This window comes from Catenulispora pinisilvae (genome assembly GCF_015356865.1).
GTDB lineage: Bacteria > Actinomycetota > Actinomycetes > Streptomycetales > Catenulisporaceae > Catenulispora > Catenulispora pinisilvae.
Map to the genome: position 1 here is coordinate 21,530 of NZ_JAAFZA010000005.1, position 12,898 is coordinate 34,427.

12 protein-coding genes are annotated in these 12,898 nt (G+C 64.9%); 7 read left to right on the forward strand and 5 right to left on the reverse strand.

Translation table 11 applies throughout. The features are described 5' to 3' along the window. Positions 1 to 32 precede the first annotated feature (32 nt). From IZR01_RS02580 to IZR01_RS02600, 5 genes are all read left to right on the forward strand, one after another. A complete protein-coding gene (locus IZR01_RS02580; RefSeq protein ID WP_194922734.1) occupies positions 33 to 557 on the forward strand; it encodes a hypothetical protein in 525 nt (174 codons plus the stop codon). Continuing rightward, positions 554 to 1,801, forward strand: a complete 1,248-nt coding sequence (locus IZR01_RS02585) for an MAB_1171c family putative transporter (protein WP_194922735.1) — start codon at positions 554 to 556, stop codon at positions 1,799 to 1,801. The genes IZR01_RS02580 and IZR01_RS02585 overlap by 4 nt, the downstream gene beginning before the upstream one ends. Beyond that, positions 1,798 to 3,024: a cytochrome P450 family protein gene (locus tag IZR01_RS52940; RefSeq protein WP_323746884.1), complete on the forward strand. Its 1,227-nt coding sequence runs from the start codon at positions 1,798 to 1,800 to the stop codon at positions 3,022 to 3,024. The genes IZR01_RS02585 and IZR01_RS52940 overlap by 4 nt, the downstream gene beginning before the upstream one ends. A 13-nt stretch (positions 3,025 to 3,037) precedes the next feature. Then, positions 3,038 to 4,042 (forward strand): C40 family peptidase, encoded by a 1,005-nt coding sequence (locus IZR01_RS02595; protein WP_194893301.1) that lies wholly within the window; start codon positions 3,038 to 3,040, stop codon positions 4,040 to 4,042. Between the two features lie 314 nt (positions 4,043 to 4,356). After that, on the forward strand, positions 4,357 to 6,549 hold the full coding sequence (locus tag IZR01_RS02600) for a DUF8548 family protein (protein ID WP_194893302.1): 2,193 nt from the start codon (positions 4,357 to 4,359) through the stop codon (positions 6,547 to 6,549). 92 nt (positions 6,550 to 6,641) lie between these two features. On the opposite strand, the gene IZR01_RS02605 is transcribed toward IZR01_RS02600, so the two are convergent. Beyond that, on the reverse strand, positions 6,642 to 7,220 hold the full coding sequence (locus IZR01_RS02605; protein WP_194893303.1) for a hypothetical protein: 579 nt from the start codon (positions 7,218 to 7,220) through the stop codon (positions 6,642 to 6,644). A 90-nt stretch (positions 7,221 to 7,310) separates the two neighbouring features. Between IZR01_RS02605 and IZR01_RS02610 the strand changes: the two genes are divergently transcribed. Further along, a complete protein-coding gene (locus tag IZR01_RS02610; protein ID WP_194922736.1) occupies positions 7,311 to 8,492 on the forward strand; it encodes a pentapeptide repeat-containing protein in 1,182 nt (393 codons plus the stop codon). A gap of 445 nt (positions 8,493 to 8,937) precedes the next feature. Here IZR01_RS02610 and IZR01_RS02615 read toward each other — a convergent pair whose 3' ends face one another. Then, positions 8,938 to 9,105, reverse strand: coding sequence for a hypothetical protein (locus IZR01_RS02615; protein WP_194893305.1), 168 nt, complete (start codon positions 9,103 to 9,105; stop codon positions 8,938 to 8,940). Positions 9,106 to 9,178: 73 nt separating this feature from the next. On the opposite strand from IZR01_RS02615, the gene IZR01_RS02620 reads away from it, so the two are divergent. Beyond that, complete coding sequence (locus IZR01_RS02620) at positions 9,179 to 9,679, forward strand: YfbM family protein (RefSeq protein WP_212008538.1); 501 nt, start codon at positions 9,179 to 9,181, stop codon at positions 9,677 to 9,679. 194 nt (positions 9,680 to 9,873) lie between these two features. Here the strand turns inward: IZR01_RS02620 and IZR01_RS02625 are convergent, their stop codons facing one another. The 3 genes from IZR01_RS02625 to IZR01_RS02635 all read right to left on the reverse strand — a co-directional run bounded on the left by IZR01_RS02625 (position 9,874) and on the right by IZR01_RS02635 (position 12,859). Further along, on the reverse strand, positions 9,874 to 10,260 hold the full coding sequence (locus IZR01_RS02625) for a hypothetical protein (protein ID WP_194893306.1): 387 nt from the start codon (positions 10,258 to 10,260) through the stop codon (positions 9,874 to 9,876). Positions 10,261 to 10,302: 42 nt separating this feature from the next. After that, complete coding sequence (locus IZR01_RS02630) at positions 10,303 to 10,893, reverse strand: restriction endonuclease (protein ID WP_194922737.1); 591 nt, start codon at positions 10,891 to 10,893, stop codon at positions 10,303 to 10,305. Positions 10,894 to 11,026: 133 nt separating this feature from the next. Beyond that, a complete protein-coding gene (locus tag IZR01_RS02635; RefSeq protein WP_194922738.1) occupies positions 11,027 to 12,859 on the reverse strand; it encodes a hypothetical protein in 1,833 nt (610 codons plus the stop codon). Between the last annotated feature and the right edge of the window lie 39 nt (positions 12,860 to 12,898).

Sequence of the window (12,898 nt, forward strand, 5' to 3'; positions counted from 1 at the left end):
TTCGTGCCGCTTCGAGCACCGGGTGACCTGCGGTGAATCGGGAGCAGTCGCGCCGCGAGTGCTCTGCGCTGGTCGCCGGCCTCGACCTTCCCGCCCTGTTCGATCTCCAGGATTTCTGTGCACAACTCGGCCAGCACATCGGCCGAAGCATCGTCCTGATGTCGCAATCGATGGTGATCGGCGGACTGTGCGGGTCTTGGATGAGAACGTCCAACGCCGACTACGTCTTCTACGAAGAGGACACCTCGCTGCTACACCAGCAGCACATCGTCTTCCACGAGATCGGGCACATCCTGCGCGCCCACGTGCCCGGCAAGGAGCTCAGCAAGGACCTGGCGCGAACCATCGCGGCCGGCATGAAGGTCAGCGATGTCTTCCGAGTGCTCGGCCGCGACTCATACGCCGAGGACGACGAGTTCGAAGCCGAGCTCATCGCCACGTTGATCCTGCGCCGGATCGGACGCCAACCGCTTCGAGAAGTACCGCGCGCCACCGATCCCAGCGCCGATGAAGCCATCGCGCGCATCACGACTTCTCTGTCGCGAGGCGAGCGATGAACACCACCCTGTATCCGCTGGCTGCGCTGTTCGCCTGGGCGGTCGTGCTCTCCAGCGCAAAGCGGTTCTCTGCCATCCTCAAGGAACCGGCGCGTCTGGCCGCCTGGTTCCTCTATCTGTCCTTCGCGCTGATTTTCACCGCCGGATGGTCAGAGGTCTGGAACCGGACCGATGCTTGGACCGGCCTGCCCGAGTCGAACACGCTCATCACTATGTGCCTGGTCGTGTGCTACAGCGCCAGCCAACTCGCCCTCCTACAGCTGTGGTCATACGCCCCGGATCGAGCGCGGCGCCATGTCAAGGTCACGATTTCGACCGTCGTTGTGGTGCTCACCGCGATGATCACGCTGTTCGTGCACAGCGACTCGACGCACCATCTCCAGCAGTCGTTCAAGGACTGGTACGGCGGATCGGTCGAGTACGACGCCTACCTCGTCATCTACCTGACGACCTACACGACCGCCGAAGTCGAGGTCATCCGCCTGTGCCGCCGGTATTCGAAGGTGATGAGCCCCAGCTGGCTCCGCACCGGGCTGATCACGGCGAGCATCGGCGCAGCGATCGGACTGTTCTACAGCATCACTCGGTTGGCGGACATCGCCGCCGCCCTTGCCGACGTCGACATCTCCCCGTTGGAAAACGTCGCCGAAGTCGGCGCTGGACTCGGCGCACTTCTGGTCATGATCGGTCTGACCCTGCACTGGTGGGGACCGCGCATCTCCGCGCTCGCTCAACGTTCACGGCGCCTGATGGCCTACATCCGGTTGCGTCCGCTTTGGGCGAGCTTCTACACACTGGACTCCTCCATTGCCTTCGATGCCCCGCGAAGCCTCGGTTCTGGGAGCGTCCTGAACAGAGTGCGCACGGCTGCCCGCGTCTTGAGCGATGTGGAGTATCACGTCGCGCGACGCGTCGTCGAGATCCGCGATGGAATCCTCACCCTTCGGCCGTACCAGGACACCGCGCACTCTGAGCTCCTTCGCGCGTGCCTAGCTGGCCACGGACTCGCAGGCGACGAACTTGACGCCGCAGTCACCGCTCAACAGATTCATGGTGCGCTCGACGCGCGGGAAGCCGCGGCGGCACGTGACCGGCCCGTATCACCCACAGTTGGGAACTCCCCCGCTGACCTCGATGCCGAACTGGCGTGGCTGCTGAAGGTCACCAAACACTTCGTGAAGCATACGGCGAGTCGTCGCGAAATCGCCGACACCGACCTGACCCCGACCGGAGGTATCGCGTGACCACCAACCAGCCCTTCACCGAGCCGATCGAAATGGCACCACACCTGTCCGGATGCCCGTACGACTCGTACGCGCGGCTGCGCGAGGCCGGCGGCGCCCACCAAGCGGTCAAGCCCAGCGGCGGGCAGGTCTGGGTGATCAGCCGCTACGACGACGTCAAGGCCCTGCTCTCCGACCCGCGGATGTCCATCGAAGCGCGCAACTCCCGTCACGGCTACCAGGGCTTCGGTCTACCCCCGGCACTCGACGAGCACCTGATGAACGTCGACGACCAGGCACACGCACGGCTGCGCCGCCTGGTCTCCTCCGCGTTCACCCCGCGCCGCGTCGAGGCTCAGCGGGAGCGCGTCGAGGCAGCCGTCGACCGCCTCGTCGCCGCGATCGTTCCGAACGGCCGTGCCGACCTCGTCGCTGAACTCGCTGTTCCGACGCCCGTGGTCGTCATCTGCGGCCTGCTCGGGATCCCGGAGTCGGACGGCGCCGCGTTCCAGGCCTACACCCGCTCGCTGATGACGCCGAACGATCCGAATCGCCCCTCCACCCGCGACCTTGTGGCTGGCATGCATGCCTGCCTGGTGGCCTTGATCAATCGCAAACGCACCGAGCCCGCCGACGACCTGCTCACCGCGATGATCACCGCGCGGGATGGTGACGACCGATTGACCGAGAATGAGCTGACCTCGCTGGCCTTCCTCATCCTGTGGGCCGGCTTCGAGACCACGGTGCACCTGATCTCCAACGCCATGGCGACCGTACTCAGCGAACCTGGGTTAGCCAACCTCGTCCGTGAGGAACCTGATCCGCACACGCCCCGCATGGCCGCACTCGTCGAAGAGCTGCTACGCCGGGACGGACCCATGCTCACCGCCATCCGACGCTTCCCCCTCGAAGACCTCCGCGTCGGCGAGCGAGTCGTGCCGGCGGGCGACACCGTCCTACTCGCGATCGGTTCGGCGAACCGCGACCCGCAGTACATCACCAACCCCGACGCCATCGACCTCGATCGCGCCAGCAGCGGACACCTCGGCTTCGGCCACGGACCGCACTACTGCCTCGGCGCCCCGCTCGCACGGATGGAAGTGCGGACCGCTTTGTGGACCGCGGTGCGCCGGCTGCCGAATCTCAGGCTCGCCATCCCGGAACAAGAACTGCCGTGGAAGCCCGATCACCGCCAACACGCCCTAACCGAACTGCCCGTCACCTTCGCGGCTCAGCCCGCCTGATGAGGAGGGCACAATGCCCGTCAAGCCCGCGATAGCCGCCGCCATATCCGCGCCCCTGCTCGCCGTGGCCGCAGTCGCCGCCATAGCAGGGGCCATCATCACAGCACCCGTCTCAACCACGACATCTATTTGCACGGCCGGCTTCAACGGTGGTTCACCCAACACCGGCAATCTGAGCGCCGCCCGGCTCGGAAACGCCCAAATCATCGCCGAAGTCGGCATCAGCATGGGCGTCCCGGCGCCCGGCGAGGCGATCGCCATAGCCACCGCCCTCCAAGAATCCGGCCTCCAGAACCTCAACTACGGAGACCGCGACAGCCTGGGGCTGTTCCAGCAACGACCGTCGCAAGGCTGGGGCAGCCCCGCGCAGATCCTGACTCCCGCGTACGCCGCCCGGCAGTTCTACAGCAGACTGCTCCAGGTCCCGGGCTGGCGTTCGATGTCCACCACCGACGCAGCTCAGGCAGTCCAGCACAGCGGCTTCCCCTACGCCTACGCCAAATGGCAAGACGAAGCCCAAGCCCTCGCCGCCGCCTTCACCGGCGGCGCGAACTGCACACCACAGGATTCGAGCGGCCTCGCGGTCGCCGCAGCAACTGCCAAGGCGGCCGGCTACCACATACCAGCCGGGGTCCCCGCGCCGATAGTCACGGCCATCAGCTTCGCTCTAGCGCAAATCGGGAAGCCATACATCTGGGGCGGGACCGGTCCCGACGGCTGGGACTGCTCCGGCCTGATGATGATGGCCTACCGCGCCGCGGGCATCGCGATCCCACGCGGCAGCATCGCACAGTCCACCGTCGGCATACCTGTCTACGACACGAACAGCCTTCAACCTGGCGATCTACTGTTCGTAGCAGGGTCGGACGGAACGGTGACCGCACCAGGACATGTCGGTATGTACCTGGGCCAGGGGATCTTGGTGGAGGCACCACACACCGGATTGCACGTCCAACTAAGCCCACTGGCAGGCTACTGGAGGGAGAACCTTGTCGCGATCCGGCGTCAGCTTAATTAGACATTATTCTCGCCACTGACCTGGTGTTTCCTAACCGCAGTGGCGAGATCCCCGACAGCTAGGCCATTGCCCGTTGCGTTGGATGCAACCCGGTTACGCATCTGGCCGCCGCCTGACGATGCGGCACAGCGTCATTCGCAGAGAGCGTCCGCGCTTCCACCACGCGGGTGGTTCTCGGGTATGAGGCTGCTACCGCCGCAGTCCTCAACTCGACAGCCGACTACAGTCGGCGTTCTCCAGGCCCAGCCTGTCCTCATCCTCAGGCGATCTTGCGGGTCGTTGTGGGAAGGTTCTGCTATCCAAAGGAGGCAGCCTTGAGCGACGAGGCTCTGCGAGCACAAGACGGCAGTCTCAGCGATGTAGAGCGCATCGTTGGTGCGTGCGCCGAGCACCTGCGGCCCCAGGACGAGTGGACACTGGTGACGGAACACCCGGGCAGCCTTGCGCTCGCGGTTATCAGCTCGATCTGGTCGATCGAGACACGGTACCCAATTGCGCGAGGCGTCATCGGTCGGTACCGGACTGTCCGTATGCGGGAGGGGGCTGACCCGTCGAAGGACTCCTTGACCGATCTTCTCGGCCTCTACGAGCGCCTTGGTGGCGTCACCGAGTTCATCGACAAGATCGGCACACGTAATAGGGTGTCGACACAGCCGGATGCGCCCAGCAGGGGCCAAGCTGTGCTTCTGGCGGCCAAGGTCTTGGTCGATCTCGGAATCGACTCCGCCGAGCAGTTTGTCGAAGCCGACGAAACGGATCTCGGCCGAGATGCACGAGATGCATGGTTGACGGTCCCCGCCCAGGAGGCGGGAATCTCCTGGCGCTACCTGCGGATGCTGCTGGGGTTGCCTGACGTGAAACCAGACCGGATGATCGTCCGATTTGTCGCCGCAGGGCTCGGTGTCACAGAGGATGCTCTGTCCTCGGACACGGCAGCGGAATTGGTTAAGGCTGCTGCCGAGCGCACTGGCGCCGACCTGAGCGCCTTAGACCACGAGATCTGGGAGTACCAGGCCGGTTACAGGGGCAACCGCGACCTTGCCACCACGACCGACCACCTCAGGACCGTTGCACGTGCCTTTGTCGGTGCTGCGCTCCCGGCGCTTGCTGAGCTGAGAGTTGTGCCAGCCTCGGTCTACCGGCCCTTCCTGCGCGTCGGCAACGACTACGAAGGAAGCAATGTGATGGGCCTGCCGGAGTTCACAGAACTCGAAGCCGCGGTCCAGCGCCTCTTCCCCGAGCGGTTCATGCTGTCGACGACTCCGCCGAGGCAGCCGAATCTAGAATTCGCAAACTCCTACATCTTCGGGCTTCTCGAAGCAGCGATCGCGCGTTGCGCCGTCGCCTTGGCTGACTTCGAGGCCGACAACGAGCTCGTGGGCCAGACAATCGAGGATTGGCTCGCACTTCTGGAGGTGGGAACCGAGCAGCTGCACTGCTGCCGCGTCGTCTCGCACCTCACCACCGAGACCGATGAGCCGGTCAAAATCGGAGAAATCACTGTCTCCCCGGAGACTGGACCAGGCAGTCTTCTCGAACGGACTCAGGAGATGATTCCCCGGGCGCTCGACGAGCGTCCTCCCCACACGTTCGACCCTCCACAGAGCCTGGTCATCGCAACCACGTCGAGCTCCCCCGTCGAGGCGTATGCGGCGAGTCGCCGAATCGAGGGCGACGTTGATCGGTTCCTCCTACTCGCCCGACTACTGTTGGCCGGCACTCATCAGTCTTGCTGGGAGATCACCGGACCTGCAAGCTCCGTATCGAGGCGCTACCCCGCGCATCACGTCTTCGGCAAAGGCGCTATATCCACCTTGATGCAGCGAGTCGTCAAGTTGAACACAGGCCACGCCCCAGCCTTCGCAGCTCTCGGAGGATACCTGGACGCGGCGAAGGTCAAACGTGCGGGCAAAGTGACGACCACATTCGACGTCGCGTTGTACCGGTTCAATCGCGCACACGAGGCACACGATGACTATGAGGCGATCGTTGACCTGGCCACCGCACTCGAAGCGGTTCTGATCAGCGACGGCAATGAGACTGACGCGATCTCGCTGCGTCTCCGCGGACGCGCGGCTGCCCTTCTGGTGACCGAGGTGGACTCCGGGCGCGCAATCTTTGAAGATGTAGGCAGGCTCTACAAGTTGCGCTCGAAACTGGTGCACGGAGGGAGCATCAGCGAGAAAGACCTACGCGACATCACCACAGGTCTTTCGACGGCGCCCAGCGATATGCCTCCCCGCGTCAGCCTCGCATTCGCCGTCGACCGTATGCGTGACTTGGTGCGCCGGGCATTTCTTGCCCGTCTCTGCCTCGCCGCTGAACCCGATGCCCTCTGGCCGTTTGGCCAGGAAGTGCCAGTAGACGCGATGATGGCGGACGAACACGCGCGAGACGCCTGGCGACAGCGTTGGCGAGGTGTGCTGGCGGATCTCGGAGTTCCGGAGGCCGCTGAAGCAGCCGCCCCCGGAGTCGACCCGCTTAGGGACGATTCCACCACACAGTGATGCTCGACCGACAGGTTCCTGCTTAACGGCATCGGAGTAGTCTGACAGCCCGTCACCAGTCGGCAGTGTCATGCCGCTGGGCTCCGCGCGTGTCACGGCGACTCTTCGACAACCGGAAGCGGCATGGGCACCGGCGGAGAGTTCAGCGCATCGAATGCGTTCTGTACGTTCCGCAGCGCTTCAGCCCTGGCCATCACCCGCCACAAACGGATGAAGTAGATCGACTGAATGTGTGCTGTCAGGTCCCCAAGCAGCCGGACCTTGTCAGCCTCGGTCCGCTCAGACAGCCACACGCCGCGCGTCTCGGTGGCGTACCGGCCGGCGATGACCCGTAGATTACGCGGCCAGCTCAGCGCGTAGAACGCCGAGTTGTCGATCAACCACACCGTGGTCTCATCGATCAGCCCCCGCCATCGCTCGCTCTCGCCTTCCAGCCGCGCACGCACAACATCGGATACGTCATCAGGGATGTCCCAAGCCGCGAGCGCCCCGCAGAGCGTGAGCATCGTAATCACGCAGTTCGAAAAGCGGTCGCGGGCATCGTGCACCGCCTTCACACGGGCCTTGCGCGCATCGAGGCGCGACACGACGGTCAGGTCGGGAACCATCCGCGCCACCACGGAAGTGCCAGCGGCGATCAGGACTGTAGCGAGCCAGGTCGGCATGGACATGGACCATAGGTTCTCGCGGTATGACGAGCGCTGGTGCCGGTTCGGGGCAATACGCCACCCGCGCCATGACGCGACGGCTAGCCTTCGGCCATGAGTGCGGGCGTGCAGAAGAGATACCGTCGTGTTCTGACGCTTCGTCGAGACCGAGAGCCGCGGCCGTACCGCCCACGGCCGTTCCCTGCTATCTACGCGGCGCTACTGGTAGCCGGCGTCATCGGCACAGCTGGGGTCTACCTGCTGCTGTTGTGGCTGATTCCGGGCGCTAAGGCCAACCGGCTGGACGTCGCGAAAACCGCGCTGCTGGTGGTCGGTGGGTCCGGCGCGGTCGCCGGCCTTTACGTCGCGTATCGGAAGCAGAGAACCGACGAGGCCAACCACATACGTGACCAGGACAAGCTGTTCACCGAGCGATACACGCAAGCCATAGCCCAGCTCGGGAACACGGCCGCCGCAGTGCGACTCGGCGGTGTCTACGCTCTCGCCCGAATAGCGGACGACTCAGAACGCGACGGGCAGACCTGCATGGAAGTGCTGTGTGCCTACTTGTGCATTCCATACGATCCAAACACCGCGGACCCGGGTGAAGTAAAGGTTCGTGCAGCAGCCCAGGCCACAGTGTTCGCACGGTTGCGACCCGACCACAAGAGCTTCTGGGCCAACGCCGTAGTTGACCTCAGCGGCGCCCGCCTTACCAATGTCTCACTGCGGCACGCCAAAACCGCAGGCGCCTACTTCGTCGAGACCGAGTTTGACGGGATCTGCGAGTTCGACCACACAGCGTTTGACGGAGGCGCCATATTTAGGGGCGCGCACTTCCACCAAGGCAACGAGGTCGACTTCCAGGGCGCTCTGTTCGGCTGGGCCAACTTCGACGGCGTGAAGTTCGACCGTGCCGTACGGTTCGACGACGTGCAGATCAACGGCGTCACAGGGTTCGCCAACGTCGAGTTCGGAGGCGACGCATCGTTCAAGAACACTCGATTTGCCATGGGCGCGGCGTTCCGCGAATCCCGGTTCGCGGGTTCGGCCAGCTTCAACGGCGCGACCTTTACGAAGATCACACACTTCACCGATGCTCACTTCGCGGCGACCACGTCGTTCGACCACGTGACCTTCGGCGAGGCCGTTTGGTTCTACCGATCGGTCTTCCCCGACCCGCCGCCATCGTTCACCCGCGCCATGTTCCTCGGCGAGCGCCTGTCAGTGTGGCCCGACGGATTCGCCCCGCCCGACGCCGCGCGGAACCCGCCGGGCGTGCCCGCAAAGCCGTAACCAGAATTTGCTCATGCCCTTCTGTGTCGGCGAGTTCCTTGACGCCAGCTGAGGCCAGCCGCAACGTGACCCACGTGACAGCAGCCGACCTCAGACAAGGCCCCACGACACGACTGAACTCGTCGCCTGACCGGGGACAGAGAATACGACGCGGTTCAGATATGTGGACTCCACCAGTTTAACGGCTGTAGGGTCCCGTTGAATCTTTCGCTTTCCCATCGAGTTTTCGTCTGCTCTTCGCCTGCGAAAGTTTGGTGGGAAGGCTGGCGGGCTACGGGTCGGGCCAGTCGTGGCCCGGCAGGTACGGGCTCTGGCCGCTGAACAGCCACGAGCAGAGGTCGAACATCCTCCTGTTCGCCTCCTCGAAGTACTCCGCTGGCTCGGGTCGGGCGAAGGACTGGTCTTCGCGGACGAAGCCTTCGGCGAACCAGAACGCGTCAGCGATTCATCGGTCGATCCGGTCCCGGTCGGCCAGTTCCTCACAGACCTCGCGCATGACGCGCTGCAACCGGTTGAAGGCGTCGCGGTTCCATACGCCTTCGGCGCGAGCGAGCAGGAGGAACGTGCCGTCCTCCGCGTTATGTTCACGTCGCAACGCTTCGATGGATGACATGAGGCTCAGGATGGCAGGCGGGTCTGACGGACGTTTTCACTGCTTGTCCTACGGGCGCTCTATCCTGGCGCGCATGAGCATGATCGGTGAGTATCTGCGGGTCACGCCGGACGAGCTGACCCGGGCTGTGAGCGATCCGGACTGGGCGTTGGAGCTCATCGAGCAGATTCAGGATGTCGAGGACGAGCAGGAACTCCCGCCGGCGGACGCGCGGCTGTTCACCACCTACAAGACGTGGGACATGCTGGGGTTCTTGTTCCGGCGCTTCAACTTCCCGGTGGATGTCGTCCATGGCGAGGAGCCGTTCGCGGAAGACGGGGACTGGGGTTACGGCCCGCCGCGGTTCGTGCCGGTCGAGCGGGTTGGGGTGGCCGCGCGAGAGATGAGTCGGGTGTCCTACGACGACCTGATCCGCAGGGTCGGCGTCGGCGAGCTGGCTGAGGCGAAGGTCTACCCGCTGGGCTGGGACTCGCCCGGCGAGCTGGACTGGGCCCGGGGCTACTACGGCGATCTGGCGCTGTTCTTCGCGGCTGCCGCGGCATGCGGCCAGGCCGTCATCGTCTGGCTCGACTGACGATTTCCGGCACCGCCGGTCTGCTGAGGGAGGGTTGAGGGCTTTGGATGGCGACGAGTTCTGGACCATGATCGAGCGCTCGGGCGAGAAGCTCTGGCCCCTCCTGCGGTATGCACGATCCGCTGGACCTCAGTAAGGAGAGCACCACCGAGGTCCACTACGCCTGCACCCGTCGCGCACTTCACGAATAGTGCTCAGGCTTTGGCCAAGACCTTGATCAGGGCCAGCATCGTCGAGATCGAACCCGCGATCCCGGCCAGGACGGCCAGCTTCTGCTGCGTGGAGGTCAGGCAGCGCCCGACGAGTTCGCGCCACCTTTTCGGCGCGACGGTCATCTTGAGTTTCTCCCATCGATGCTGCCGCAAGTGACATCCCATCAGCAGCCCGTAGGCGTTGTTGCGGCAGTAGGCGTCCTTCTTCCGGATCGGGGCCCCGCACCACGCTGGGGCTCGGAAGAAGCTGTAGATGACGACCACGACCGACAGCACCAGGATCAGGACCCAGTTGCGGTTGTGCGTTGTCCACGCCAGGACGAGGCCGAGTGCTGCGAGATATCCCCAGTATCGCAGTATGCTGTTCATTCGACTGACGTTAGCGGGTAAATCAGGGTTCGATTATAGGGGTCACTGCCACGGGGGCGGGCCGGTTCCCGACGCCCAGGCAGCAAGAACCCCGTTGTCGACCAGCCGGATGCCGACGCTGGCCGCATAGGCGCGGGCCTGCTTGGTGAACCCGCCTGTGGTGACGACGACGGCGACGTGCGCGCCGTGGATTGCGAAGCAGGTGCCTCCAAACCGTTGCAGGTCCGGACCCGACACGTTGTTTCCGGCGGAGTACCGCTTGGCCTGGATGACGAGTCGTCGGCCGTCGGGGGTGACGGCGACGACGTCCGCCCCCAGGTCGCCACAGCCTCCGGTGGCTGCGGCGCCGGCGCACCCGTCGCGACCGCAGAGGTAGGCCAGGGCTTCCTCGAACTGCCGGGGGTTCATCGAGTGGTAAGTCGAGATGTGCTGCGCGCGCAGCGCGTGCAGCCGCTGCATTGCCGCTTGTTCCGCCAGGTGCTGCTGCCATCTGCGGTAGCGCCAGCGGCCGAACAGTCCAGCGGCCGCGACGGTCACGATCGTGACGGCGGCGCCGCGCAGCGGGTCCGCAGCGCTGTCCTCGCCCACGACCACCAGAATCACGGGGACCGCCAACAGGATGAGCGATGGCATCCTCCTGACGGCTTTCACCATGCCCACGGCGGTCATCATCACCAACCGGGTGGCAAGTACCGTCACATCCGTCGTGGTTGACGTGCCTCGGCGGGTCACGACAGGTTCCCTACGGTCACGAGGTCAGGCAGAGTCATCGTGACGATCCAAATAATGCGAACAACAGGTACCGGTGCAGCCGGAGCCGACGACGCGCACGACGCTCGGCGTCCGCCGCGGCAACCACGTGAGTCCGCTGGTTGACTTGGTCTCGCAATGCAGCGGTCTGCGATGTGAACTTTGCCCGGGCCGCCGTCTGCTCCGCGGTCAGCTGCCGGTGCCGGTCGGCGAGCCGTGTCGCCCCTTGTCCGGCGTTCACGTTGATGTTGGTCTTCTCGACCCTCGCCGCGTCCTCGGCCGTGCGGCGTTCGGTATCCAAGCGAGCGAGGTCGGCAGCCAGGGCGTTGCGCAGCGCGGACTGCTGGGCGGCCGAGAGCGTGCTCGGCGCGCTGCGCAGCGCTTCGCGGGTCAGGCCGTCACGCCATGCGAGCAGCGCTTTCGCTCGGACTTCTCCGATGCCGTCGATCCGCGTCCTGCTGCCGTTGGGAAGGACGAAGTACGCCATGCGCGTGGGGTATTTGCTGCTTCCGGCAACCAGCACGATCTCGATGTCGGCGGCGGTGTGGACACCGTGCGCACTGAGGGTGGCCGCTGCCGCGGGGCCCAGGCCGTTGATGCCTTTGATGCCCTGGTGGATCGTGTGGCGACGCAGCCGGTCTTGGACGTGGGCGGCCTGGATCCGTTGGAGCTCTGAGGAAGCTCGCAGGCTGTGGTCAGTCTCGAGCCGCTGCTTGCGCTGGGAGATCGCGGAGAGCTGCCCGGCGAGGATCCGGTCGACGCGCGCTAGGTCGTGCGTCCGCCGGGTTACCGTCTCTCGCTGTTCTAGCGCAACGCCTTCTAGTTGTTGCGTGATCTGCGCGTCCTGTTTGAAGTGGTCGCGCTCCAGGTGTTGTAGATGGCTGGCCGGGTCGCCGAAGGCGGCGATCTGCTTGGCGCGTGACCGGTGGGTGTCTCGGGCGGTTCTCCACTCCGGTCGAGCGCGCCTGCCAAGGTCGGAGATCACGAGGCTGGCCATGACTACGGCGGCGCCGATGTACGCCATCAGCGGTGCGAGGACGATGCCGAGGACGCCCAGGGCCATTGTCATCACGGCGGCGATGGCGAAGATGACGTCGGACACGCGGCGGTCAGTGAACCGCGTCGGCGCGGGAGGAGGTGTCCGTTCGATGTGGTCGTCAAGCCATGCCGGCCGGTGGACGGCGGCGGGTGCCGTGGATGCTCTGTTCACGGGGTTCGCCTGCGTGGTGCGCAGTGCCGGTAGCAGTTCTGGCATTGATTGTGTGGTTTTGCCGGCGAGTTCGCGGACCATCTCGGCTATTCGTCCGGTCTCCCCGCCGACCGCGATCAGCTGGCTGAGCCGCCAGGAGGCTGATGGCGTGATGTAGTCCTCGTCGCAGGTCAACAGGTATTCGGCGTCTGTCGCTCGCAGCTGATCCCACAAGCTGGGGTCGGCGGCGAGCGCTGTCAGGGACAGATAGATGACCCATGCGGAGAACCGGTCGATGGTTTCGCTGAAGTCGCCGGAGTTCTTCCGCATCGGTGCCTGGTAGTGGCGGTGGCCTTCCTCGGCGGCTCGTGCGCTGGACAACGCCGGCACGTACATGCCGTCGTAATCAACCAGCCGCAGAGTGCCGTCGTGCGCTACGAGCAGGTTGCCGTGTTGGAGGTCGCCGTGGCCGATCCTGCTCGCTTCGAGGTCGGTCACGAGTTCGGCGAAACGATCGGCGAGGTTCCCGACGGCGGTGCGGTCCGCACGGTATGTCTCCAACCAACTGATCAGACCGGTGCCGTCGACCCAGGCCATTTTGAGGACGGGCCAACGTTTGCCGCGGATGAGTATCCCGTCTGGCAGGTAGGTGAAGTCCATACGCCACGGCTGTGACAGGGTGCGGTCGTCGATGGTCGT